The organism is Pseudomonadota bacterium (assembly GCA_039193195.1).
Taxonomy (GTDB): Bacteria; Pseudomonadota; Gammaproteobacteria; order Steroidobacterales; family JBCBZW01; genus JBCBZW01.
On sequence record JBCCWS010000023.1, the window covers coordinates 22,579 to 48,553 of the forward strand.

17 protein-coding genes are annotated in these 25,975 nt (G+C 64.5%); 7 read left to right on the forward strand and 10 right to left on the reverse strand.

Features of this window, described 5'->3' with window-relative positions:
• The first annotated feature begins 191 nt into the window (after positions 1–191).
• Positions 192–2,720, forward strand: coding sequence for a PQQ-binding-like beta-propeller repeat protein (locus AAGA68_16995; GenBank protein ID MEM9386759.1), 2,529 nt, complete (start codon positions 192–194; stop codon positions 2,718–2,720).
• Positions 2,721–3,196: 476 nt separating this feature from the next.
• Here AAGA68_16995 and AAGA68_17000 read toward each other — a convergent pair whose 3' ends face one another.
• Complete coding sequence (locus AAGA68_17000) at positions 3,197–3,586, reverse strand: hypothetical protein (protein ID MEM9386760.1); 390 nt, start codon at positions 3,584–3,586, stop codon at positions 3,197–3,199.
• Positions 3,587–4,079: 493 nt separating this feature from the next.
• Positions 4,080–4,751 (reverse strand): PEP-CTERM sorting domain-containing protein, encoded by a 672-nt coding sequence (locus tag AAGA68_17005; GenBank protein ID MEM9386761.1) that lies wholly within the window; start codon positions 4,749–4,751, stop codon positions 4,080–4,082.
• 682 nt (positions 4,752–5,433) lie between these two features.
• On the opposite strand from AAGA68_17005, the gene AAGA68_17010 reads away from it, so the two are divergent.
• Positions 5,434–7,248 (forward strand): alkaline phosphatase, encoded by a 1,815-nt coding sequence (locus AAGA68_17010; GenBank protein ID MEM9386762.1) that lies wholly within the window; start codon positions 5,434–5,436, stop codon positions 7,246–7,248.
• Between the two features lie 456 nt (positions 7,249–7,704).
• Here AAGA68_17010 and AAGA68_17015 read toward each other — a convergent pair whose 3' ends face one another.
• The 5 genes from AAGA68_17015 to AAGA68_17035 all read right to left on the reverse strand — a co-directional run bounded on the left by AAGA68_17015 (position 7,705) and on the right by AAGA68_17035 (position 16,843).
• On the reverse strand, positions 7,705–8,790 hold the full coding sequence (locus tag AAGA68_17015) for a kelch repeat-containing protein (protein MEM9386763.1): 1,086 nt from the start codon (positions 8,788–8,790) through the stop codon (positions 7,705–7,707).
• 232 nt (positions 8,791–9,022) lie between these two features.
• Positions 9,023–11,191 (reverse strand): prolyl oligopeptidase family serine peptidase, encoded by a 2,169-nt coding sequence (locus AAGA68_17020; GenBank protein ID MEM9386764.1) that lies wholly within the window; start codon positions 11,189–11,191, stop codon positions 9,023–9,025.
• A 181-nt stretch (positions 11,192–11,372) separates the two neighbouring features.
• Positions 11,373–12,980: an alpha/beta fold hydrolase gene (locus AAGA68_17025; GenBank protein MEM9386765.1), complete on the reverse strand. Its 1,608-nt coding sequence runs from the start codon at positions 12,978–12,980 to the stop codon at positions 11,373–11,375.
• Between the two features lie 631 nt (positions 12,981–13,611).
• Positions 13,612–15,852: a TonB-dependent receptor gene (locus AAGA68_17030; protein MEM9386766.1), complete on the reverse strand. Its 2,241-nt coding sequence runs from the start codon at positions 15,850–15,852 to the stop codon at positions 13,612–13,614.
• A gap of 130 nt (positions 15,853–15,982) precedes the next feature.
• Entirely contained in the window at positions 15,983–16,843 is an 861-nt protein-coding gene (locus AAGA68_17035; protein MEM9386767.1) for an AraC family transcriptional regulator, read from the reverse strand.
• A gap of 172 nt (positions 16,844–17,015) precedes the next feature.
• On the opposite strand from AAGA68_17035, the gene AAGA68_17040 reads away from it, so the two are divergent.
• On the forward strand, positions 17,016–18,224 hold the full coding sequence (locus tag AAGA68_17040) for an FAD-dependent monooxygenase (protein ID MEM9386768.1): 1,209 nt from the start codon (positions 17,016–17,018) through the stop codon (positions 18,222–18,224).
• A 35-nt stretch (positions 18,225–18,259) separates the two neighbouring features.
• Complete coding sequence (locus AAGA68_17045; protein MEM9386769.1) at positions 18,260–18,715, forward strand: flavodoxin domain-containing protein; 456 nt, start codon at positions 18,260–18,262, stop codon at positions 18,713–18,715.
• Positions 18,716–18,719: 4 nt separating this feature from the next.
• Here the strand turns inward: AAGA68_17045 and acsF are convergent, their stop codons facing one another.
• Complete coding sequence (gene acsF / locus AAGA68_17050) at positions 18,720–19,850, reverse strand: magnesium-protoporphyrin IX monomethyl ester (oxidative) cyclase (GenBank protein MEM9386770.1); 1,131 nt, start codon at positions 19,848–19,850, stop codon at positions 18,720–18,722.
• Entirely contained in the window at positions 19,847–20,143 is a 297-nt protein-coding gene (locus AAGA68_17055; protein ID MEM9386771.1) for a hypothetical protein, read from the reverse strand. Before AAGA68_17055 ends, acsF begins: the two co-directional genes overlap by 4 nt.
• 335 nt (positions 20,144–20,478) lie before the next feature.
• On the opposite strand from AAGA68_17055, the gene AAGA68_17060 reads away from it, so the two are divergent.
• Positions 20,479–21,366, forward strand: coding sequence for a class I SAM-dependent methyltransferase (locus AAGA68_17060; GenBank protein ID MEM9386772.1), 888 nt, complete (start codon positions 20,479–20,481; stop codon positions 21,364–21,366).
• Between the two features lie 117 nt (positions 21,367–21,483).
• Here the strand turns inward: AAGA68_17060 and AAGA68_17065 are convergent, their stop codons facing one another.
• Positions 21,484–22,134, reverse strand: a complete 651-nt coding sequence (locus tag AAGA68_17065; GenBank protein ID MEM9386773.1) for a plastocyanin/azurin family copper-binding protein — start codon at positions 22,132–22,134, stop codon at positions 21,484–21,486.
• 228 nt (positions 22,135–22,362) lie between these two features.
• On the opposite strand from AAGA68_17065, the gene AAGA68_17070 reads away from it, so the two are divergent.
• A complete protein-coding gene (locus AAGA68_17070) occupies positions 22,363–24,807 on the forward strand; it encodes a putative Ig domain-containing protein (GenBank protein MEM9386774.1) in 2,445 nt (814 codons plus the stop codon).
• A 312-nt stretch (positions 24,808–25,119) separates the two neighbouring features.
• Positions 25,120–25,848 carry a VPLPA-CTERM sorting domain-containing protein gene (locus tag AAGA68_17075; protein ID MEM9386775.1) on the forward strand — a complete coding sequence of 243 codons (729 nt, stop codon included), beginning with the start codon at positions 25,120–25,122 and terminating at the stop codon, positions 25,846–25,848.
• The last annotated feature ends 127 nt before the right edge of the window (positions 25,849–25,975 follow it).

The window sequence follows — 25,975 nt, forward strand, 5'->3', positions numbered from 1 at the left end:
GCCAGAACTTCTTGCTGGCTGCCGACCCGTTATGGTCACTCGCATTCGGCGTCGCCCCTTCCTAACCAACCCATAGCATCGCCACATTGCCGCGAAGAGCCTCGGGCGAGCGCCAGGCGTCATCGCCCCTCTCCATCATGTAAGCCGCCTTTTGCTAGAGTTAAGCGCTGGCAGGACAGGGAGGTCCCGGCATGCGCCGCACCACGTCACTCCGCGCTCGCGAGGGCACGCTCACCATTCACGCTCGACAAGGCGCCTCAATGGGCGATCGCCGCGACCCGACGGCAGTCGATTTCGGCCGACGCGGGCGGGTGGGCATCGTCGCCTTCCTGCTCGCCTGGTCACTGATACTGCCCGCCGTCGCCGATGACTTTGTCGTGCGCGACGACATCGTGTCGGACCCCAACGTCGACCTCCTCGATCCCGAATTCGACAGCGAGGAAGGGCTCGTGGTGTGGCAGGACCTCACGGGGCAGATGTGGCTTGCGCAGGTCGACCTAGTCTCCGGCGACCTGCTGCCTCAAGATGGCCGCGGGGAGCTGCTCGACACGGGGCTGGCGCCGATCGGCTTCACGGGCAACGGCCCCGAGTTCGGCTACGGTCTCGAAGGCCCTGTCATCGGCTACACGCGGCTCATCGGCCTCACGCGCTGGCTCGCCACGGCGACCCGCGACGCCCAGGGCACCTGGCGCCCACGCCTGCAGACGAACGGCGCCGATCGCTACCGCCCCGAGGGCACCCCCGTGGAGAACCTCGGGCTGAATCCGGCGCGACTGGTGTACGTGCGCAACGACGAGACCCTCGGCTTCGTCTCTAGCTGGCGTGACTTGGCGGGTCAGGAGGTAGAAGGCACATCGACGACGGGGCAAGGCGGGCGCTGGCTCGGCCGTGATTTCCGCTTCACGGCCTTCCAGGAGGTCGACGGCATCAATCAGATCGTCGAAGTGGACGCCGCCACCGGCGCCACCCGCTCGGTCTCCACCAGCCCCGGCTTGAAGGGCGGCGCCTTCAACTGGTACCCGCCGGAGTTCGGCGGTGACCTTGGTGTTGTCGGGCTCATCGACTTCGAGGCCCTCGGCGTGTGGCGTGAGCGCGCCGGGGAATGGGAGCTAGTGAGCACGTTTACCGTGCCCAGCGAGAAACCCTTCTTGAGCTCTCCCGAGGCCTTCGTAGTCAACGGGCGTTCGTACATTACCCTCGTGGCGGCCGATGTGCTGGCGGAGCTCTTTCCCGGGCAGCCGGTGGGGCCGTCGGAGATTTGGATCACCGGGCTGGATCCTGGCCAGGGCTTCTACCGTCGTATCGACGATCCCCTCACGGTGGAACAGAAGTCTGAGCCGGAACCTTTCGTGCTCACCTCCGAAGCGGTCGTCTACTACACGGAGAAGCCCGAGGATTCGGGGATTCGTCTCCTGCGCCGCGCCGCCACGGGCCTGGAAGCGCAGCTGCAGTACGGCGATCTCGCCTATGGTGGCGATTGGGCCAACGGCTTGCGCGGACCGCGAAACTGCGCCTGCGCGCCCTTCGATATCCCGGATACGCACTTGGAGGTCTTCACCGAAGATCCTGGCGGCATCGTGCCCTACCGCCACGCCACGGGGGCAGACGGCAACACCTATACGCCCGTGCAGAGCCTTGCAGGCGGTACCGCGTTCGCGGCTCTCGATGCGCTCGGCGCCGAGGCGTTCCGCATCGATGACGCCACGCTCGGCCAGCAGATCGCTGAGACGAGCCCCCTGGTGGACGCGAACGGCGACATCTACATCGCCGCAGAGTCAGCGGTGACGAAACTCGATGCCCAGGGCAACGTGCTGTGGCAAACGCCCACGGCCGGGCTAGCCCGGGCGCCTGCGTTCGCACCCGATGGCAACTTACTGCTCTTCACCTGGAACGGCTGGGGCTACGTGATCGCCCCGCGCACGGGCGACGTGCTGCTCGAACGGCGACTGGTCCAGCGCGAAGTCGGCGAGACCTTCAGCTGCGTCGCCCTCGATCAACCTAATCTCTGTATCTACCTCACGGCGCCCGTGGTGAACGGCAAGGCCAACCGAATCTACGTGACGCAGAACCTCGGCGGCGGCAGCAGCGTGCTGCAGGCCTGGCGCTACATCCCCGCAGCGGGCGACGGCACCGCGCCAGCGCTGCGACGCGCGTGGCTCGGCGCCAGCCCGGTTATCGCAGGCCCCGCGAGCGCACCCGTGGCGAGCGCCGACGGCACCCGCCTCTACGTGCAGGACGGCGCCGGCACCTTGCATGCCTTCGCCGCCAACGACGGCACGGCGCTGTGGGACTTCGCCCTCGGTTTCAGCGCCGCCGATCCGCCCACCGTGAGCGCCGGAGGATTCCTCATGCCCGGAGGCACGGGCACCTCCGCGCCTGGCTACAACCGCGTCTCCATCCTCGAGGACCTCGGCGACAGCGCCGCCTGGCGCCTGCGCCTGAACGACTACGCGCCGGCCTCCGCCTCGGCGGTGGGCAACGATGACCGCTTCGTCCTGGCCGCCCGGCGTCGAGCCACCGGCGAGTTGACGCTGCTTTCGGTCGACCCCGGCGGCCAGGTGCGGGTGAGCCCCTGGGGCGAGGGGGCGCAAACGCCAGCGGGCCTCGGCTCCATCAATCTGACGGCAAACGGCGGGGTCACCGTCACGGTGGCTGGGTCCGCACCGCGCTTGAAGCGATTTACCGCGGGTGCCCCCTCACCTCTAGACGCGCCACGGTGACCACCCAACCAACGCACGCCATCGGATGATCCGATGCACAGTGTCCGGCAGTCGTGGCATGCTGTCAGCAGCCCACCCCTAGATGATTCTCTCTGGCCTTCGCGTGCTCGTGGGGCGCTCAAACGAGCTCTCCCTACCCGCTACGCACACTCCTAGAATCATTGCCTTGCGTGAATCTTGCTAGCGATGACAACCGCTAGCTAAGAGGCGTGGGCCCGAGGTCGCCGTAGGTAACCTACATAGCCAGCGTATCGATCTAGTCCCTGCGGACGATGCGCGGAGATTCCGGCTAACCGCGCGATGCAGGAGACAACCTTCATTCGCTAGCAAGTGACTCGGTAAGCGGCGCAATGGCACGCCACGTTCTTGGCGTGTTCGACAGCCCAATTCACGCGCAGGGGTTACCGCGCAACCTGCTGGTGTGATCAAGCACGATGGTCGGTCAATTCAGCAACCGACACAAAACTCTAAAAGATTTAGGCGTTTACATTTCTTTCGGCGGTGGCTGAGTACTTGAGGGTCAAGATGTCGAGGCTGCTAGGGCCGCCATCGCTCTGCGCCGCCACGTACGTGGCGCCATCAGGCCCTAGGGCCACCGGCAGTCCTCGGTCCGCGCCATTCGCGCTGCCGATGTAGCGATCGCTCCACAACTCGTTGCCCTGCCTATCGACGGCGACCGTGAGCACGTCTGAATTCTGGAAGTCGAAGCGCCGGATCAGCTCCCCGGTCGCCACGCTGCGCTCATCGGCACCCACGGCGAGATCCACCAGAGACTCCGACGTCCCGTTGGCGCTTGAGCGATAGAACCAATCAACGTCCAGCGGCTGAGCCGCGAGCGTCGGCCCGAACAGCATGGTGGTGACCACGATGATCGCGGAAACGGCTCGAACGCGGGATGGAGGAGGTAGGAGAACATCATGACCGGTCGCACTGAAGCCAACAGATGGCTCGATTACAGCCGAACTCTGTCACGAAGACATCACGCGCCCGCCCTAAACCATCCAGCAGTAAGTTCACCACCTTGCGTGCCTCCACCGAGGCCGACCTGCCGGTCGCGACAGAAGAACACGGCGTTGCCTACGGTGGCCGCCCGAAACTGGCGGCCGCCCGGCTCGGCAAACCGCGTAGTCGCCTGAGCATCGACCGCTTGCCTTCGGTGAGTCGGTCCACGAATCTTGTCCTGAACGAACACCCGTGCTGTTGATCCTCGCGTCCACGGCGTGGCGCGCGAGACTGCCCGACAAGCATGTCGTGGCGATTGGTCGCAGATGGACGAGATGGGCTCGTGGGGGCACTAGGACGAGCACTCCCCACGAGCAACATCTCTCCTCGCGGCTGCGCGCTTGGCGATGACCGCCCTTAGCGTGGCCGCGCCGTGCGCACGGCGCGCCTGCGCGAGGCGACCCCCCCGAGAATCCCCATGAGGCCTAGGCCAAACAGCGCTGCCGAGCTTGGCTCCGGCACGCCTATCTGACGCTGACCGATCGCGAACGGCAGGTCCGCAGAGGCGCTGAACCTCGCATCCAATAGCGGCGGCGCCCCGCCGAAGTCCGTGGCAACGAAGGAAAAGCTGACGCCGCTGAAGGTGGATTGCCCGAAGTTGAACGCCCCGGAGTAGGTCACAGCGTTACCTCCCGGCAAGAACGTGTTGCCCACGCCATTGGCGATGCTGTTGCCATCTCCGTCCAACAGCGAGACCAGCGCATCCGGCGGCACCTCCGGCCCGAGGTCGCTGTAGGTGAGCACGAGAGACCACGTGAATCCCGCCTGGCCACCGGAGGTAAGCGTCTTGTCGTCCGTGAACATGAAGTCCACGTCGAAGGACTGTCCGCCAACGGGCTGACCGATCGCATCGATCAGCTCATCCGTCACGTCGTAGCTAGGCGATATGACTGAATCACCGACGTTGCCTGGATTGACGTCGATGATCGCAGCATACGCCGAGTCAGGCTGTGCAATGAACAGTCCGGCAGCGAGCAAGACCGCTGCCCAACCGGATAGGCGGCCAGCCAGTGTCAATTTTCTTAGCATTCTTAAAACCCCCTGAGGGACGCCGGGACAAGGCCACGGCGATGATCAAGTGAAAATCGGCGCTCGTTGAGCGCGCTGTACAGGTGGAGACGCATAGTTTTTCGGGGCCTCGCCAGCAGCACAATTGCCCCATTTTTTGCTTCTCCATCGATGTGTACGTAATCCGGCCCGCATTTCCCTCAGGCAAGTGACGAGTGGCGCATTAGACTGCCGCTCGCGGCCAGGGCAGGTCTTCCTACCGCCCCCAGCTCGATCGCACCGCGGTGGGTCGATGCTCCGAGAGCGCAGGCGCGGCGCCAGAATCCGCTCGGTCGAACTTGGCGCAAGAGGGCGCTTCGGCATGGGTCATGACGGCCCAGCCTTGGAAGGACTTGACGCGCCCGGTCGCGGCCTCGTGCAGGTGACCTCCAAAACAACCGCCACCACCACCGCAGCTGCGGCCCAAACCAATGACCTCGAAAGCTCGCTCCTCTTCGCTAACCGAACACATCGTCACCGAATACATCTTATTAAACTGAAGTGCGGTCGGCGAAGGAGACTCCGAAATGAAACAATTCCGTAGGGAAATCATCACAGTCCATTAGCTGGACCGTCATCAAGTTCTGCTCCAATGCGCGGCGCACATGATGACCACTACAGGACGCATGCGCCTGTTCTCTCATCTACTCGCAAGGAGCTATCGATGCGATCTATTCTCTTCAGCGCCGCCATCGTGGCGTCCTCGGCAACGGCCTTCAACGCCGTCGCTCAGGATGCGGTCCCCGGCAACGTCATCTTCTTCCACCCCGACGGGTCGGCGCTACAGCAGTGGAACGCTGCACGCATGTACTGGTACGGCGCGGACGACAACCTCAACTGGGACAAGCTGCCCTGGATGGCCGTCTATCGCGGCCACATGGCCGATCGTCTCACCGGCACATCGAACGGCGGCGCCACCACCCACGCCTTTGGCTACAAGGTGATCGGGCCGAACTCCTACGGCACCGACGACGGCCGCGACATTCTCTCCCTCTCGGGCTATCCCGGCTCGATCTCGCGCGAGGCGGCTAACAACGGACACCCGACCGGCCTGGTCAACGACGGCGATATCGCCGGCGAACCGGGCACCGGCGCCTTCTTCGCCGAAACCGACACGCGCGGTGAACCCGAATTCCAGTCCCTGCAGCTGCTGGGCGGCCGCCCGGGGTTCAACGGGTTCGACGGCAACCCACAGGAAGATCCGGACATCACCGACGGCGAAGAAGACCCGGTCGTCATCCTCGGCGGCGGGGAGCGCTTCTTCCTGCCGGTGGGTACTCCGTACTGTGGCACGCAGGCACCGACCCTCGACCAACCGCTGCTCGACTGCTTCGTCCACTTCGAGGCGATCGGCGCAGCGGAGGACGTGCGCGACGGCGCGAACGCCGAGGATGCGATCATCGACAACGGTCCGACCCGCGAAGACGGTCGAAACTTGCTACAGGAGGCAGTGGAGGATGGTTACGTGGTCATTCGCACCAAGCAGCAGTACCTCGCCCTGCTCGATGACCTCGTCGCCCGACCGCGCTACGCACCGAAGGTGCTCGGTGTGTTCGCGGCAGACGACATCTTCAACGACCAACCCGAAGAGCGCGTGCGCGCCGCAGGCCTCGTGCGCAGCGAGTTGGACGGCATCCCGCAGGACGTCGAGGACTTCGACGATGCGCAAGCGCTGGCCAAGATCGGCGACCTGGTGCTGTGGGGCACGCCCGAGGGCACCTGGGGCCCCGCCGCACACCCAAGCGCCTTCGAGACGCCGAACTCCACACAACCGCCGACGGTGCAGGAGCTCACGCGCCTGGCAGTGCTCATCTTGGATCGCCGCAGCCGCCGGGACGGCAAGCCGTTTCATCTAGTGGTAGAGACCGAGTCCACGGACAACATGCCCAACAATACCAACGCCATCGGCACCCTGCGTGCACTCAAGCGCAGCGACGACACAATCGGTGAGTACCTCACCTACCTCGCAGGCATCGGCATTTACGCACCCGGCCGGTTCCAGCGCTTCCCGACGCTGATGATCACCGCTGCCGACAGCGATGGCGGCGGCCTACAGGTGTTGTCGCTCAACCGCGTAGAGGACGTGGATGCGAACGTGGGAACGGTGGCCGCCAACCGCACGGAGCTGCCGGATGAGGTCGAGCTGCCGAATCCGCTCGATGGTCTTGGCGGACGTGAGGTCTTTCCCCCCTTCCAAGCCGAGGAGGACGCACTGTCAGCCCTACGCCCGCTGCCTGACGGTGAGGGTGATATCTCCGATGCGATTCCGTCGGCCAGGCTACGCTTTGCGATCAGCTACCCCTCGAGCTCGGACGTTGCCGGAGGAATCATCTCCCGCGCCGCCGGCCCAAACGCTAACTTGCTGCAGAGCGAGTTCTCCACCCGCTTTGACAACACTGATGTGTACCGCTTGCAGTACGCCACGCTATTCGGCGTCTTGCTACCGGACGCGCTAGGCGAGCTTGCGCCCTCGCGGTAGTGCATCGTTCGTGTAGCTTCGCTTCAGGAGGGGGCCGTAGCGCCCCCTCCTCCCTGTCGTGCACACGGCAACGTTAGGCCAAAACGCCTACTCCGACCAAAGCACCGACTGGTGCTGACGGCAAGCTAGTGTCCTGAGTTAGAAGTTCGTTGATGAATTCGCACGCGAGTTTTGTCCCTGAGCGCGGCGCGACGTGGAGCGTGGCAGGTCCCACGGGAGGAGGAGCAACGTGTTCAGGGGCGAAAGGTGCCGCGAAGTCATCAACGAACTTCTAACTCAGGACACTAGCTAGTGGGTCGCTTGGCAAACCAAGGAAACCTCAGTCTGGGATGGGGCGGGGTCAGCAAGGCCGTCGGGCGGCCGAGGCATCGCCATTGGCAACCGGCGCAACGCCGCGGACGCAACCCCTGGGCAGGCCCGAGACAGACCGCTGGGGAGGCGCGGTCTTCGACGCCCTTACTTAGGCGTGAAGCGAGAGAGGCGATCACTCGTACCAGCGCCACCGACTTGCGTCGCACCAGCCACCACGTAGATCGCCCCCTTCAGCGTGACGGCGCCCAGTCCGTGGCGGGCAACCGGCATCGGCGGTATCGGCGCCCAGCGATCCGCGGCCGGATCGTACACCCACGACTCACGGTGAACGCCTCCCCCATCGTCGAAATACTCGCCACCGAACACGTAGAGGCGTCCGCCCAATGCCGCCGCGGCGATGCCGCCCTGCGCCGTCGGCATCGGCGACAAGGTCTTCCAGGCCCCGGTGGTCGGGTTGAACACCTCGTTGCTGGCGCGGTTGCCGTCGTCGACCACCCGGCCACCAACAACGTACAGGCGCCCGCCGATGACGGCGCCGGCCGCGCTGTTGCGTGCCGTGGGCGCGGGCGGGCCGATCGTCACGGAGTGATCGTCGGGGTCGAACACCTGCATGAGCGAAATATCCCCCTGATCACGCCACTCGGTGTTTCGCTCACCCGTCGGTCGACGCCCGGTCGCGAGGTAGACTTTGCCGTCGAGCCACGCGGCGACGGTCTCCGACTGCGGGTGCAGGAGACTGGCCACCTTACGCCACCGCTCGGCGCCCTCGTCGAGCAGCAGCACGTCCCGGCTGGCATGCCAGCGTCGGCTCCCCCCTGCGATGAAGCCGCCGAAGGCGTACAGGCGATCGCCGGTCGAGACGAGGTAAAGATGATGGCGTGGCTCCGGCAACGCCGGGCCTGGCGCCCACCGATCTTGCTCCGGGTCGTACACCCACGTCTGATCCGAAATGCTCTGCGCAGCCATCGGAACATCTGGGCTCAGACCGCCGGCGAGCCAGAGCTGTCCCTTGTGCGCGGCGGGGTACACCTCCTGGACGCGATAGGGAATCTGCGCAACGCCCTCCCAGGTGCCCGCTGGGCGATGCCCTGGGGCCAACTCACTCGATCCCTCTGCGATCAGCGTGCCTTGCGAGTGCTGCCAAGGCGGCATATCACGCGCAGCGCTACGCGGAGCGACAGACATGACGCAGGCGGCAACCACTAGCGAGGAAACAAGGAGGTGACTCATCGGTGATTCCTGACGGCGGAGTGATACGAGTGGACAATTGCGTGGCCACTAGCCTGGATTATTCATGAGTCGTCGTCGCGAGGGCGACGAATGCCAAGAACACACTCGGGTGTGGCGCGCAGGGGTCAGGCGCGCAGGCGTACTCGACAGTACGTCGAGCACCTGGAACTAGCACGCGCCGTGTTTTGTCGTGTATCGGCAGCCGCAGTAGATGACTCATGAATAATCTAGGCTAGCGTTCACCCACGGCAAGTTCTCTCCCCAAGAACTTCGCGGAGGCCTCGTACGCCGCCAACCAGTTCCGATGCAGCAAGAACCCGTGCACCTCGTCCGGAAACACCAACAGCTCCACCGGCGTTCCCTGCCGCCGCAAGGACTCGGTCAGGCTCACGGACTCGCTGAACGGCACATTGCGATCGTCATCACCGTGGATGAGCAACACGGGCGCCCGCCAGCGCGAGAGATCCGAGATCGGTGAAGAAAGGCCTGCCACGCGCGCAAACGCCTCGCGCGCCTGCGGATCGTAGTCCGTCGCAAAATTGCCGATCACCACGTTCCAGTCGTGCACGCCATGCAGGTCGACACCCGCCGCGAACAGATCGGGCGCGCGCGCAAGCCCCAGGGCGGTGAGGTAGCCCCCGTAGGACCCGCCCCACAGACCGATGCGGCTCGCCTCCACGTCGGCCCGCTGCGCTAGGTACAGCCCGGCACCTACGACGTCACGAAACTCTGACGCCCCTCGGGCGCCGTAGTCGAGCGCTTCCCGGAAGTCGAGACCGTAGCCGATCCCACTGCGGTAGTTGACGGACAGCACGACCGTACAACGTGATGCCATCACCTGATTGAACGCATAGGCATTCGCGTAGTACTGGCTGGGATGAAAGCCCAGCATCATTTGTCGACGCGAGCCGCCGTGAAAGAACAGCAGGCCCGGATGCGGGCCATCGCCGCAGCTAACAGGTGGCGAGAACAACTGCCCGGGGATGCGCATGCCATCGGCCGCGGGGAAGCTCACCGCCTGAGGGGGCACGAGCGCCTGGGCTGGAAACGCTCGCCCCGACGAGGGCGCCAGGGCGCGACGTTTACCGCTCACCATCGCCACGGCATGGGCGGGGTCGCGGACTCCCGACGCAAGAAACACCAGGGTCTTACTGGCGGCCGTATGCCGCGGCGCCCACTCGATGCCGTCGCCTTCGGTCATCGGCGTGAACGCGCCACCCCCCACCGCGCTACGCCACAGATGGCGGCGATCGATATCGCCGTGGTTGGAGGCGACGAGAAGGTGGCGCCGATCGGGCGTGAGCTCGGCATGCTGTACCTCCCCCTCCCCCGGGGTCAGGTCAACCGCCTCGCCGCCGTCGGCCGACACGGACCAGATGTGCAGCCAGTCAGTCTTCTCCCAGGGGAAGAGAATTCGATCGTCCGCGCCCCACCACAGCCGGTCGCCCACGAACCAATAGCCCGCGCCTAAGGCGCTGCCAGGCCCAGGGGAGGCGCGAAAGATCTCCCGCGTGGCGCCGGTGTCGACATCGGCCACGTGGATCGACCAGGGTAAGCCCTCACGTCGTGGCATAAACGGGAGCACCTGCGCTTCGTGGGGCTGGCGCAGGAACGCGACCCGGGTGCTGTCCGGCGACCACACCGGGTAGGTGTCATGGTCCACCGAAGGGTGTAGCCAGGTGAGCGACTCAGCCTCAAGGTGGTAGACACCGACGAATGCGTGGTCACCGCGATTGGACACGAACGCGATGCGCCCACCGTCCGGCGAGATGGTGAAGCCCGCCACCCCTCGACGGACCGAGAACAGCTGCGTGGGCTCGGGCGCAGCACCCTCATCGGGCGACGCATCCGGCACGGGCGCCGAGAGCTCGTCGGCCGAAGCCGGGGGGCTCGCCGCCAACGGCGCCACCCAGATCTGGCCGCCTTGCACGTAGGCGAAGCGTTCGCCGTCGGGGAACACCTCGTAGGTGCCCGTGTCGGCCAACGCGCGCGGCAACCGATCGGCGTCGCTGAAGGGCACGACCCAAAGCGTTCGCTTCGCGCCGTCGGGATCGCTGGTGGGGTTGGGGAACTCGCCGTTGCCGTTGGCGCGACCGCCCCTGACGAAGAGCACGGCAGCACCGTCCGGGCTGAAGGCGAGGCTATCGATCGCCTGGCCGTCGTCCGCCGCGTACTCTGTGATGCGCCTGCCCGCCCAGTCGGGTCCCTCGGCCACCCACACGTTGCGAACGCCCCGGTAGTTGCGCACCCACGCGACGCGATCGCCGACCGGTGATTCCGTAAGCGCCGTCGCGTGAGCGAAATCCAAGACGCCATCGATGGAAAGCGGTGTTTGGCTCCCGACGTGGTGAGCGCACAGGCTCAGGGCCAAAAGCGCAATGGCGCGAAGCGTGCGGGACATCCTCATTTGCATTCCTTTGGTGATCGAGCAGACCGCGGGGGCGAGTTGGCGCAGACTGGACTTGCTGTCATACCCTACGCACACGGCACCGGCCTGAACGTATCCTACCCTCCAAAGTCTCCGCCACAGGCCGCGCTCAGGGCGGTAGCTGGCGGCAACTTTCCACCGGCGCACCAAGTACTCACTGACCCGTCATCATCGGAAACACCACCGCCAAGGCCCAGGCGAACGCCATCGCGCTCGACATCGCCGCCACCAGGGGGTGTCCGGTCGCACGATTGATCCACGCGTTCATCAGGCCGTAGACCAGGAAATAAAAGGCGACCAGGGCGGCGATAATGATGAGAAAGAACAGCTCGTTCAGGGACAGCGCGACGGCGATGGCGAGCGATAGGAGAAAGCTCAGTCGGGTCACCAGGCGCATTCCCCTTGGCACAGCGTAGTGACCGCATAGCCACTCGTCAGCGAAGAAGTAGCTGGCCGTCGCGATCACCATGGCCGCCAATAGCGGCACGCGGGGCGCGGTGGGAATGAACGCCGTGAACCAACTATCGAGCGCCCAGGCGAAGGCGCCGGTGGTCCAGAGGATGGTGGCCACGATGGCGATCGCCGCGCGGCCCGGCAGCAACTCGCCGAGCGCCCGCTTCGGCGCCGGCGGCCAACGGTGCATACACGCCCAGGTGATCAACCCGTACACCGCGAAGTGCACTACGAGATAGCCGCCCACCAGCACACCTAGGAAATTTGCTGGCACCCAGAACAGCAGCAGCGGCGTAGCGATGGCGGGAATCCACACGCTGGGGGCGGCGCCCCGCCATCCCCCTTGTGGCGCTGGATTCACTGGCTCGACTGACGGCGACGGGCCCACTACGCGCGGCAGCAACGCCGCTAGGGGCCAGGTGAGCAAGACCATTCCCAAGAACAGGCGCACGATGGCGCCACCCCGAGGCGCAACCGACTCGTCAGCATCACCCGCGTCCGCCTGCGGCGCAGCCCAACGCTCGCGGAACCAGTCGGCCGCGGCACGGTGGGCGTACGCGCTGTACAGGACGCTCACGTGCTCCACACCCGGCGCCACCTCGAGGCGTCGCGCGTCACCAGCGCGCAGGCTGCCGTAGGTCACGCCCGCCTCGGGCACCTGCGGATCGCTCACCAAGCCCATCACCCGTTCGCCCTCCTGCACCAGAAAGGACTCCCACTCCCCGTCGATGATGAGCAGATTGCCGGGCGATGCGGCCGTCACCGCGGGTGAGAACATGGACACGGCCACGGTGGCATCGACGGCCGGATCTTGCTGCGCGTAGCGCACTACCACGTCACTGGCCATGGAATGACCGAGCAGACCCAGGCGGACCTTCGCGTCACCACGACCATTCGCGGCCGGCGGCAGCGTGCGCGCGAATGCCGCGAGTGTGCCCATTTGCGACAGCAGCTGTTGGGTGGAGCCCTCGACCTTCGTGACATCGCCGCCGAGGGGCCGCGGGTGCTGACCGTGACCGAGGAAATCGAAGGTCACGGCGAGATAGCCTTGGCGCGCGAGGCTAAGGGCGAAGGGTTCCATAAGCTGCTGTGAACCGGCAAAGCCGTGGGCGATCAACACCCTGGGTGGCGTGGCGTCACTCTCCGCCAGACGATCATCTTGGAACACCCGCACGGGCGTGTTGCCAACCGTCATTCGCGTGATCGATAGGCCAGCCCTCGCCTGGGTCAGCGAGACTAGCGAGGAGACGATGAGCGCGAGTGCGATGAACGCCGCTACCCCACTCCAGGCAAGACGGCGTCTTGTCATCGCGTGGGTGACCAGGTACAAGGCGTAACGAGGGGTCGATTCTTCGTCATGACCGCATCCTAGGGAGACGCTGATCGAACGGCAATCGCTACCAGCGGCGATCCGGACATCTGTGTGGCGACTGCACTCGCGCACGATGGTGCCCTAGTGTCCTGAGTTGGAAGTTCGTTGATGAATTCGCACGCGAGTTTCTGTCCCTGAGCGCGGCGCGAGGACGAGCGTGGCAGGTCCCACGGGAGGAGGAGCAACGTGTTCAGGGGCGAAAAGGTGCCGCGAAGTCATCAACGAACTTCTAACTCAGGACACTAGCGTTCCACCGCTCACTCGCCCCGGCTGCATCGACCTCATCGTGGCCACCACGTCCACCGCCTAACTCCTTTGTCGGATCGAGTGGCTCGCGTTTTGGGAAGTTGGGCTGCGCGATCCCGACGGAGATAGACGCTGCTCCACTACCCCGAGCGCCAAGGCACCCTTCACGCCTCGCCGAGCATGGCAACCGCTACGCAACGCTGTTCGCTACACGACGATGGCGCGGCGCGAGACGCCGTGCTCGCATCGAGCGCGCCCTTTAGGGTAGTGAGCGCGCGCAGTGAGCGTGTCAGTCCTCGGGCTCAGCGAGTCTTGGATCGCGCTAATAGGAAAGCGCGAGCTCGACCCCCACCACCCGCGGCGCATCCACCGCGCCGAACAGCTGCCCGTCCACCGGGAAGAACGCGTTCGGGAAACCGCCGCCGCTGATCCGTCGCACGTCGGTCAGATTCTCCGCAAATAGGCGAAGCGACCAGCTGTCGCGCTCGTAACCCAGCTGCAGACCGAAGACCTCAACGGCCTCCTGCACGTCTAGGGCGCCCCGGGTGAACCCTGAGCGGTCGCCCTCGTCGAGCGCCGTCTCGCCGATGAAATTCACTTCCCCACGAAGGAACAGCCCATTGCCAAACGCATAGCGGGCCGAGATGTTGGCATCGTACTGTGGTACGAGCTTCACGGGATTGCCCACGACCTGGGCAGCACTGCCGCGCGCGAACTCCGTGTACTGTGCTTCTACCCAGCCGAAGTTCGCTGTTAGCTGTAGGCGATCGATCGGTTGCCAGCTGCCCTCAAATTCGATTCCGTAACTCTCGATGGCGGCATCGGAGCCGATAAAGGACGTGGAAACGACGTTGCCCGCCTCATCAAGGAGAGCCGAAATCTCCTGGTAGTTATCCGCTTCGATGTAGAAGATCGCGCCCGCGAAGAAGGCCTTACCGGCCGGCTCCTGCCACTTCACTCCCGCTTCGTAGCTCCACAGCTCCTCCGACTCGTAGCGAATCACATCGTCCTGAAAACCGTCCTGGGCGGCCGTGAGGTTGAAGCCTCCCGGCAGATAGCCCTTGGCGACACTTGCATACAGCGTGAGCGTATCGCTCGGCTCGTAGCGCAGCGCGAAGCGCGGTAGCACTGCGTCGAATGTATCCTCCAAGGCGAGCTCGTCGAAGACGAAAACAGAGAAGCCAAGATCCAGTTCACCCGCTTGTTGGGTCGTTTCACGCTTGGCTCGATCGTAGCGAATGCCTACCGTGCCGGTGAGGCGCGGCAAGCTGGCGGGCGTGTAGCTCAAGGAGCCAAAAATACCAAGATCATCGCTGTTCAACCCTTGCTCGGGCGAGAAGTTGAAGTCGTCCAGGCCGCCTGGACCGACCAGCGAGCCGAGGATTAGGCTCTCCTCCTCGCTGTAGACGGACGCGCCGATCGTGTAGCGGAAGGGCCGATCTGCAGGCGATGAGAGGCGAAGCTCCGCGTTGACCAGCTCGTTCGAGTCAATCTGTGTGCCCGCGAGGAAGGGGCCGTTGGTGTTGTCGATGTCAAAGCCCCGGTCGTCGATATCCTCGCTGCGGTAGCTCAGGGAGAAATCAATCTCGCCGACGGCCGTGACGTAGTTTGCATTGAGCCCGGTCACGACCTCTTCAATCTGCGCCCGCTTTGGGGCGTCGTGAACGAAGCTGAAGTCACCCGCGCGCAGCTCCCCGTTCGCGGGAAAGGGACTGAAGGGGTTATTCGGGTCGAAGAGTATCCCGTCGCTGTACACGGCGTTGTAGCGTTCTAGATCGACAGGGAACCCGTCGAAGCGATAGATCCCGGGGGCGTCGGTGTCGATTACGTAGGCCGTGGCTCTCAAGGTGAAGGCGTCCGTGGGTGTCCAGCGCAGGCGGCCTTGCACAAAGAGCTCGTCGATCTGTCCCGGCCCCTGAGGCGTGGCACCAATGTTCTCGAGGAAGTAATCACGATCGGAGTAGCGCGCAGCGACGGAGCCCGCCAGCACGTCTTTGACCAATGGCCCACCTAAGTAACCCTCAGCCTGGAAGGCCTCCCCCGTATCGAAGGTGCTCCCAGTGACCGCGATGTTCGATTCGAACTGATCGCTGGGCGGTCGGGTATTGATAAGGATCAGGCCGCTCTCGGTGTTCGCACCGTATAGCGTCGACTGGGGACCGCGCAGCACCTCCACCGACTCCAGCTGCGTGAGCACCGAGTTGCTGAGCTCCCGGAACGGGATCCCATCGATGTACACCGCTGCGCGATTGACGATGAACGGGTTCGACTCCACGCCGCGAATGGACACGTACACGGCTCCGAGGGGGCTAGAGTCGTTGAACTGCACGTTAGGCGCGAGATCGTCAAGACGGCGGATATCAGTCACCCGCGCATCGCGCAGCGCTTGCTCGCCGATCACCGTCACCGCCACGTCTGCATCCTGGAGCGTCGTGTCCTGCTTGGTCCCAGTCACGATGATGTTCTCAAGCACGGGCGTCTCATCGACCGCCTGTGCGCCGGCGCCGACGCCCCCTAAGATGCCGCTACACACAAGCCCAACTAATGTTCCTGATCGCCTCATAGCTTGGCTCCCAATCAGCTTCAATAAATGAGAATAATTCTCAGAGCGAGCAGGGAGACAGGCAAGCAATACCGTGTTCGTGACCGGGACTTTGGCCTACGCGATCGGGACGGTTCCCCGACGGACCGGGCTAAGCGAACAAGCGGCTCGGCGAGAATCCGTACTGGCGCTTGAAAGCGGTTGAGAAAGCATTGGGTGTGTAGCCGACCAACAAGGCCGCGGCCTTTACGCTAGCGCCCTCGCCGATCAGGCGAACGGCTTCCTCCATACGCCGGCGGGCGAGGTAGACACCGATGCTCTCGCCAAACACCCGGCGAAAAGCACGCGTGGCCTGATGGATATTGGAGGGGTTGCCGCCTGCCAGCTCCTCCAAGCGATGGGACTTACTGAGATCGGCTTCGATCGCATCGCGAACGCGGTGGGCGCGCTGCAGATCGATGGGTCGCGCATCCGGAGCCTGCGACGACGGGGAGGTCGATAGCTCCTGGGAGACTACGGCAAGCAGCTCCAGCGTCCGCGATTGGAATGCCAGTTGGCGCGCGTGGCCCTGAAACCAGGGATCGATCGGCGTTAGCAAGGAGGCCACCCTAAGCGCGGTAGCACCGCGAATCACGGCGATCGGCTTGTTGCTGACCGCAGAGGTAATCGCCGCCAGCGACGGGTCTTCGAGGGCCGCGTCCAATTCACCTAGGTGCCAGCCGAAAGAACGTGCCACCCCCCGGTTGATACGGGTGGTGAAGTGCGCACCCTCGGCTGGCACTGCCAACGCCGTGAGGATCGGCGCTCGCTCGCGGAAGCCGCCGCAACGCGCACTGCGGGTCTCGATGTCGGCCACCCCGAAAGCCACGTGCAGGCCCTGGGGCAGCACGGAATCGCTGTGGGCGACGGCGCCTTGCTCGCGAATCGATTGCCACGCCGTACCCGAGGCGGCCTCAGCCTGCTCGAAGCTGGAACCGAAGCGCGCGGCCAGGGCCTCTAGTCTATCGGGCATAGGAATGGGTCTCTCCGCGATGGTCGAGTCGATACGCCTGGATTCCAAAATTATGCCCTGTTCTTCCTATCGCCGCGATCCGTAGCTGCTGCCTAGCGACCCGCATGTGCGTAGCATGCCGACGATCTTGGAGAGTGCTGAGTCGAAGCAGTGCAGTGGGTGGTGGGTATCGATGAGCGATAGGGCTGATGTATTCATCTCGGGCGGCGGCATCGCTGGCCTCATGGCTGCGCTGCTGTTCGGCCGGGCAGGCTTCCAGGTCATCTGCGTCGATCCCGTGCCACCGGTCACCGACCGTGAGGCGCCAGGCGCCGATCTGCGCTCGACGGCGTTCCTGCAACCGGCTCGACGCACGCTCGAGAAAGCGGGCATTTGGCCCCACGTCGCCACCTACGCGACGCCCCTGCAAGTGATGCGCCTGCTCGATGTCAGCACCAGCCCGCCTAAGTGTCGTGATTTCGATGCTCGTGACGTTTCCACCCAGCCATTCGGCTGGAATCTGCCGAACTGGCTAATGCGACGAGAGCTGCTGAACGCCATCGACGACGCCCCTAACGTCGAGCTGCGCGTCGGGGTCGGCCTGGCAGCGCTGCGCGAGATCGACGGTAGCAAGCAGGCAAGGGTGGTGGATCTAAGCGACGGCACGGCGGTGCAGGCACCATTGGTCATCGGCGCCGACGGGCGAGACTCGCCCACCCGGAAGGCGATCGGCGTACAAGCCAATCGCGTGCCCTTCGGGCAAAAGGCCCTCGCCTTTGCCGTTACCCACCCCGAGCCGCACCAAAACGTATCGACGGAGGTGCACGATACGGGAGGACCGTTCACGTTGGTGCCTCTGGCCGATGTGGGCGATCAGCACGCCTCGGCGATCGTCTGGATGGATCGGGCCGAGGTGGCGGAGGCGATGATGGCGCTGGACACAGCTGCCTTCGAACTCGCCATGACCGAACGTTCTCATCAGGTACAGGGGCCGCTCAAGCTCGCGTCCCAGCGTACGATTTGGCCGATCATCACCCAACTATCGGAGCGCTTCTTCGGCCCTCGCGTTGCGCTCGTGGCCGAAGCCGCGCACGTCGTGCCGCCGATCGGTGCGCAGGGGCTGAATATGTCCCTTGCTGATCTCGCCGCCCTATGCGATCTAGCGCGCACCTACGGAACGGAAGGACTCGGCAGCGAACAGATGCTACGCCGCTACCATAGCGCGCGCTTTGCGGACGTGGCGGCGCGCCTCGCCGGTATCTTCGCCCTGAACCAGGCATCTATGCTGAAACTTCCGCTCCTTCGCCAGGCGCGCGCTCATGCGATGACGGGCCTGCACGATCTACCGCCCCTGCGCCGCACGCTGATGCGCCTAGGGCTAGGTGCACAGCCCGCGCGCTAACCCGCTTTGTTCCTAAGTTCTCTGAGGAGTGACGAGTGAATATTTCAATCATGTACGGCACAGAATCCGGCAACGCCGAATCGCTGGCCGACTTCCTCCGTAAGCAGCTCGACGATGAGCACCAGATCTACGTGGACGATCTTGCGAACGTAGACCCGTCCTACCTGCCCACGGACCAGTTCTACATCTTCATTTGCTCGACCTTCGGCGACGGCGAGCTACCCTCCTCCGCGCAACCTTTCGCCGCCCGCCTGGAGAAGGACCAGCCGGACCTTTCAGCCATTGAGTTCGGCATCTTCGGCATGGGCGACAGTGCCTTCGCCGGCACCTTCAACTTCGGTCCCAAACTGCTGACGGAGCTGCTGAGCACGCGCGGCGCGAAGCAGGTAGGCGAGCGCTTCGAGCACGATGCATCCGGCTACGTCGCGATGGAAGACGCCATCGTGCCGTGGGCCAAGGAGGTGCTAGCCGCCCGTGAGGCGGCCAGCTGATCGATCAGTACGCCGGCTGCAGGCGCGTACTGGCCGGCACCTCGTTGCGGATCGCCGGAATCGTCAGGAGCGAGAAGAAGGCGGCCGCCGCCCGTGCCGACGCGCCGATGCGCTTAAACAGCTTGCCTTGCTCCTTCGCCTCGGCCAGATCCACGCTCGCACGCTGCAGGGCCTTCAGGCCCGGCAGCCAGCGCGGATGATCGATATCCACGATCACCGGGAAGACCTGCTTGGAAATCTCGCTGGTCTTCTCGAACACCGAGTGGGCGTACCACTGCGTGTCGACGCCTAGGGCCTGGTGGAAGACCGGTCGCTGATGGTCTCGCACGAACATCGTGGCGTAGACCGCCGTAATGAAGAACTTGATCCACAGCACGTTGTGGCCGCTGGTGAGCTTGGGATCGGTCTTCATGAGCAGGGCGAAGGCCTCGCCGTGGCCGAACTCATCGTTGCACCACTGCTCAAACCACTTGAAGATCGGATGGAAGCGGTGCTCGGGGTGCTTCTGCAGGTGACGGAAGATTGTAATGTAGCGGGCGTAACCGATCTTTTCTGATAGGTAAGTGGCGTAGTAGATGAACTTCGGCTGGAAGTGCGTGTACTTCTTCTTCTCCGTGAGGAAGCCAAGGTTGACGGCGATTCCCGCCTCGCGCAGCGCATCGTTGATGAACCCCGCATGGCGAGCTTCATCCCGCGCCATGAGCTGGAAGAGCGTAGTGATGTCCTCGTTGGTGCCGCGGCGCTTCATCTCCTTGTAGAGCACGCAGCCTGAGAACTCAGCGGTGCAGGAGGAGATGAGGAAATCGATGAACTCGGCCTTCAGGCGGGGCTCCATCCCGTCCCAGTCGACCTTGTCCCAGTCTTCGTTCTTCTTGAAGTGGCCTCTATTGGGGTCCGACTTCATGCGCGCGATCAGCGGATCCCACTCGTGGCGCACGGGCGTAACGTCGACGGCGTCCAGCTTGTCGAAGTCCGTGGTGTAGAAGCGCGGCGTCAGCAGCGTGTCCTGCATCGCCACTGCCGTGGCGGCTTCACTGTCGATAATCGCCTGACGGTAGTTACCCGCGTCGAGCGCGTCCTCCACGCTGGATGCGTCAGCGGAGTGTTGGATCGGGGCGGAGGCAACGTCTTTCATACCGACACCTTCTCTGAGAACGAATACTCAAACAGCTCGAAGCACTCGAGGTCGCCCGTGAGGCGAGTCCAGAACTGCTCCAGCTTGGAGGCGCGCGTGATCGTGGCGGTGCGCGACTCGCGAACGACTTCGCCGTACGGCGCCATGACGGGGGGGCCGTGAACAAGCACCTCATCGCCGGGATGGATGATGGCCCCGTTTAGAAACTTCAGGTGGGCGTGGAGGCTATCGAAACAGTGGCTGACTTCGATCTCGCAGGGGGCGGTTTCGGTGGTGCGCGTTAGCAGTCCCATCACATACCTCTAGTGCATAGACGCGTGCGAGGGGGTCCGGGCGGCGCTGCTAGTGCGCGCGGCGGCCACGATCCACTCGCCAGGGGTCTCGTTGGTCTAGACCCTCTGTCGTCAACTATATGGGTCACAAAGCACTGTAAACTTGATGTTACACCACACCGCGCGCCGGTTGCACTCCAGGGCGATAAGGAGAAACCGAGGGGCGGTAGCGCCTGTCGAACAAGAATGAGAATCTTTTGCTTTTGGGTGCAGGCTGCTATAAGGCTGACCCCTGCGATTCGATCCATGACGCGAAGAGTCGCAACTTGGCATCACGGATCCCCAAGAGTCGCTGGATGAGCACCACCGGGCACATGGAGCGAGCGATGCACACGGATTGGTCTGGTGAGCGCGGACTTAAATGGCGCGCAAACCTGGGGGCCATGGAGGCGATGCTCGCGCCTGTGGACGCCCCCCTGCTACGCGCCCTCCAGGTGGACACGCCAGCTGCCGTTGCGGATGTCGGCTGCGGTGGCGGCGATACCGCCCGCCGGCTCGCCGAGGATGCCCCGGCCGGCTCGCGGGTGGACGGCTTCGATATCTCAGCTGAGTTGATCGAGGCAGCCAACCACCGGCGACGAGCGCAGAACAGCAGTCGCTTGTCCTATCAGGTCGCGGATGTCGCCGTCACGCTAGCCGACGCCCCCTACGATCGGCTCACCTCGCGCTTCGGCGTGATGTTCTTCGAAGATCCCCCGGCCGCCTTCGCCAACCTCACCCGTTGGCTAAAACCGGACGGACGCTTTGCGTTTGCCGTGTGGGGAGCCTTGGCTGACAACCCTTGGATCCGGGAGGTCTACGAGACCGTCGCGCAGCTGATAGAGCTGCCGCCCCCCCTACCCGATACGCCCGGTCCGTTTCGATACGCCGACCCGATGGCCTTCGTGTCCTTGCTAGAGACCGCCGGCTTCGCGGGCTTGAAAGCCGAGGCCTGGCGCGGCGAACTCGCCGTTGGAGGCGGGGTAGCGGCGCAAGATGCTGCGCGATTTGCCCTAGGCTCCTTCGGCGTCGCCCAACCCCTGCAGAGCCAGCCAACGCTGCTCGCGCGCGCCGAACAGACCCTTACCACTCGCTACCAGGCCTGCCAGCGTGAGGGCGTGGTCCGCGCGTTCGCCTCGGTCCACATCGTCAGTGGCGGTTTACCAGACGCCACTCGCCCCTCACAACGGACAGCCCCCTTGTGAACGCGCAGCCTCCCTCATCCTATTGAAAAAATTAGGCGACGGCCGAGCGGCGAGGCACAAGCCTATGCCGGCGAGGGCGCGGCACACCACGGCGAGGAGCGAGTCGCTAGCCCCTCCCTACAGCAGGCCCCTCTCCTCCAGGTCGCGCAGCAACTTCTTGAGCAGCCCCTTGGCAGGCAGCGATGAGGGGTCCGACGCGATGGCCGCAAGATAGGTCTCGACGATGGCGGCAGGATTCTCGGGCTTGCCAACCACCACCATGCCGCCCATCCGGGTGCTCCAATGGGGCGTGCACTTGTAGACGACCACACCCTCCTTGTCGAACGTCACGGCGACCTCGCTGCCCATATCGCTCAGCACCTTCTCTTGGCCATCCGGCACCATCGCGTCGATGGTCTCGACGTTGTGCGCGGCCATGTTGGTCCATTGAACTGTGTCACCCGCTTCGATGTAGACGAACATCGGCTCGAACTTCACCCCCTGAGCCACCACCGTGTGAACCGTGCCGCCACCGTCTGCGCCGGAGGGCGCACTCTGCGAGCCCTCCGGTGCTGGCTCGGGTGACTCGGCAACCTGGGCGGGAGCTTGTTCCGCTGGCGCGGGGGCGGCGAGCTCGCTCGGCAAGTCCTCCCTATCCACATCTGCAGGTGTTGCGCTCGGTGCCGAGTCCGAGGCGTCTGTCGACGGTGAGCACCCGCCAACGATAAACGCGAACGCCCCGAAGAGCGCAAGCAGGATGAGGTCGTTGGATTTTGTCGACGGTCGCAAGGAAAACTCCTGACTAAGTGGGGGATTAGCTCGTCGTCGGGCGAAGAGATCATCCGGCTGGCGAATGCGAATTGTTCCGATTTATACTGTAGGGATTCCAACGACGCGCCGCAAACGCGAATCTACCGCCACAGGCGGTGGTCCGCAGCGAATCAGTAGGCGCCGCGCTTGCGGCGGTGGTCCCCGCCACAAGCCTGATGCCCCGATGATCAAGGAGTGATGCGCCCTATGGCGACCCACCGTCTGTCGACTGCGAATTCCCTGGTGACGATTATCATCGCTCTCGCCCTCACTGCGTGCGGCGGTGGCGGCGGTGGCGGCGCGCCGGTCGATCCCCCAGCGAGCAATACGGGCCCAACGATCGCTGGCCAGCCGCCGACGGAAACCGAAGAGACCGTGGCGTTCACGTTTTCGCCCACGGCCAACGACGCCGACGGCGACGCGCTCACGTTCTCCATTGACAACGCGCCACCCTGGGCCCAGTTCGATACGAGCAACGGCACTCTTTCCGGCACACCGTCGATCGATGATCAGGGGACCTACGCCTCGATCACGATCCGCGTGAGTGACGGTGAGGCAGAAGCGACCCTTGCGCCCTTTACCCTGCAGGTGATCGATACCTTGGTCGTGACCCTGGAAGGCGTCGCGACCGACGACCCGCTGGCCGGGGCCACGGTGACCGCCGCCGTCGGCGACCGCGATTTCACCACCACTACGGATGCTAGCGGCGCCTACGCCCTGCCCCTACGCGCCCCTGCCGAGGGCATGGCGGCCATGATGCCGATCACCCTAAGCGCTCGCGGTAGCGGCACCCAAGCGCAGGTGGAGCTGATCGCCCACGTCGCAAGCGTTGCGCAACTTAAGGTGCTGGCCGAAGCCGAAGACGACGGCTCGGTGACCCTGGCCCAAGCGCCACGGCTCGCTGTCTCGCATCTGAGTACTGCGCGCTTCTTGCTCACCGAAGATACGCTAGCGGAGGGCGCTGACCCTAACGACTTCGCTAATATCGAAGCCGCAGAGCAGAGCATACCCACCAACCGCTTGCTGGAGGTTGCAGGGCTCATTAAGCTGATCAACGACGAGGGGCTGCTGCCCATCGCGGCCGATCAGACCTCTCTCTCGCTCCTGCGCTCTCCGGCAGACGCCACCGAGCGCAATGCCACCCGCCTCTATCGACTGCTGCAGGAGAACGGACTCGCCGACGGCGACGGACAGCTCCTCGGAGACTTACAGGCTAGAGTGGACGAGGCCATCTCGAGCACGCTCAGCGACACGTCCCTGTCCATCGAAGTAACGGCCGAGGAATGGGTCGGCGACAGCCTTTGGGTGAGCGCCACCCGCGTGGGTAGCGTCGGCGCTCGCGGCGAGATCTACGCGCTGGCCGAGGACGGCACGGGGCGCTGGTACGAGGACTTGGACTCCCTCTTCGCGGTGCTGCCCGAGGGCGACCTCGAGCCCCTGCGCCAGCGCCGGCTCAGCTGGCGCATCCAAGAAGGCGGCGATCTGCGCTTGGAGTATCCAGACGCAGACCTCGAGGTCTCCTTCTCCGAGGACATCGGCAACGTCGCAGAGTTCGGCTTCCCCCAGGAGGTCGTCGACTTTCTCGCCGGCGAGTTCGACCCGCCGCTACCTACGCGCATCACCTTCTTCGCCCGGATCGACGCGGAGACGGTGGAGATCGGCTCACGCACCGCAAACCGCCTTGCCGTGCGCCGCACGCGCCAGTTTAACTACGAGATCGATGACTTTCTCATCGAGCTCGATTTCCCAGGTCCTCTGCCTCGCGCGCCGATCACCGTGGTCGAGACGCTTCAGATACTCTTGCCGGGCGGCGCGAGTGTCGAGCCCTTCCCTGCTGTGGCCGGCGATGCTTGGGCCCTGCCGGTGATTTACACCCCGTCTGTGCCGCGCCTTGACACTGCCGATCCGGCTCTCGCCGTCGACCTGATCGCCCTGGGCGCCGACGGAACCACCACAGAAGGGCTGTACGGCGCTGCAAGTCACAGCTGGCAGGTCAACGCTACCGGCGAGCTCGAACTCAGCCTCGGCGATCGCACCTATCGCTATCGCTTGGTGCAGCGCGGGCGCCAATTCGATTTGGTCCTGCTGAGTATCTTCGACGCTGAGCAGCTCGCTGGCCGGGCGCTGGTCCGCGCGGTGCGGGCCGATGAGGTACGAACATGGCCGACTGAACAGCTGGTTGCCACCCAACCCGCCTACTGGCAAGACGGCCTGCAGCTACTGGGCGCGCAACAGTACGGCTTCGATGGCCTGCTGCTTGCCGAGCAGGTGGACGGCTACCTGCTCGGCCCGGCAGCCGCAGGCCGCTTCGGGATCGTAGGCAGCGCAGTGCCCGAGTGCTTCGAATTCGCCTTCCCCTGCTTCACCCTCGACGACGGGTGGCTCTACGGCGTGGCCGAGGGTCGCCTGGCCTTCGTCGACACCACCGCATTCAGCGTGCGCGAAAACGCCTGGGAGCTGGTCCGCTACGACGACCAAGCCGAGGTGGCGACGATCATCGAGTACGGCGTCACCGACCTAGATGGCGAGGGGCCGGTGGAGTTCAGCGACTATCCGCGCCTCAACTCGCTAGAGCGTGGTGATCTCTCCTCGTTCATGGAAGCCTACGAGCGCACGATCTCCTTGGGCGGGCTGGACTTCGAAGGCGGATAATCACGGCCGCCTGATGCCGTAGGGGTAACCGTCGTCAAAGCCGCCGGCGCTGGCGTGGCGACCGGCCGTCTTGTACGGCTCCAGGGATATGCGATCGAGTCGCATTTCTATTTGCGTTTCCCCCGAGCTTGCGTTCTACTACGCGCATCTGGCACGGCTTACCTTAAAATCGGCCGCGCCGGGGGTGCGCGTGTCCAGCCCGCACGCGTCTCAACACCACCTTTCGCTGCCGCGCTCGTCAGCGGCGGGTCAGCTATTGGAAAGCCCGAACGCGGGCTGCTGAGGACTACTCTCTTTAGGAGTTCAGAGATCATGAAGAATCTATCCGCCGCTTTCGCCGCCATGCTGCTCGTTGCCTCCGGATCCGCCCTAGCGGACTTCCGCAACGGCCCCAACCCGTACGAGCCTGGCTTCGGCTTCGATGAGCCAGACGAGGCCGGCGCTGCGGCTTGGGGTGGCTGGACTCGCGGTGATGCAGGCACCGTTCACGTCGAGTTCGACAGCTTCGCCGAAACGGACTTCGGCAGCCGCGAGTCCGGCGCCGATATCGCCACCTTTGGCGCAGACGCCTTGATCACGTGGAATCAAAACACCTTCGTGACCGGGTCCTTGAATCTCTACTCCTTCAGCGTTGCACCTGACTTCGAGCTGACGCTCACCCCGGACGTGGCGTTCACTGACCCGGTCAGCGTGGCGTTGCAGCTGGAAACGTGGGGCACGCCGCTCGATCTGAATAGCGTCATGTTGAATGGCGTGGCACCGGAACTCAGCGCGATAACCTACCAGGACAACGAGTACGACAGCCCCTTCGGTCAAGTGCTGCTCGAGCACCTGCTGTTCACCTGGACCTTCGATTCGCTCAGCGATATCGTCTTCGACTTCAATGCCTCCGGCAGCAGCCTCTCCTTGACGCAGGTTGCCATCGACATCGGCCCGGGCGTTGCTGCTGTGGTGCCGGTACCCGCGGCCGCTTGGCTGCTGGGCTCCGGCTTACTCGGTCTCGGCGCGATGCGCCGTCGCCGCGCCGTCGCTAGCGCCTAGGACGGCAGCACACGGCAGGCGCGCCTTCATTGCGAGGCGCGCCTCTCCTCCCGTGGCAATCCCACGCGGCTTCTTTACCGATCCAGGCGCGTACTCAGATGGCCACCTACTACCGTGCCGCTCACCG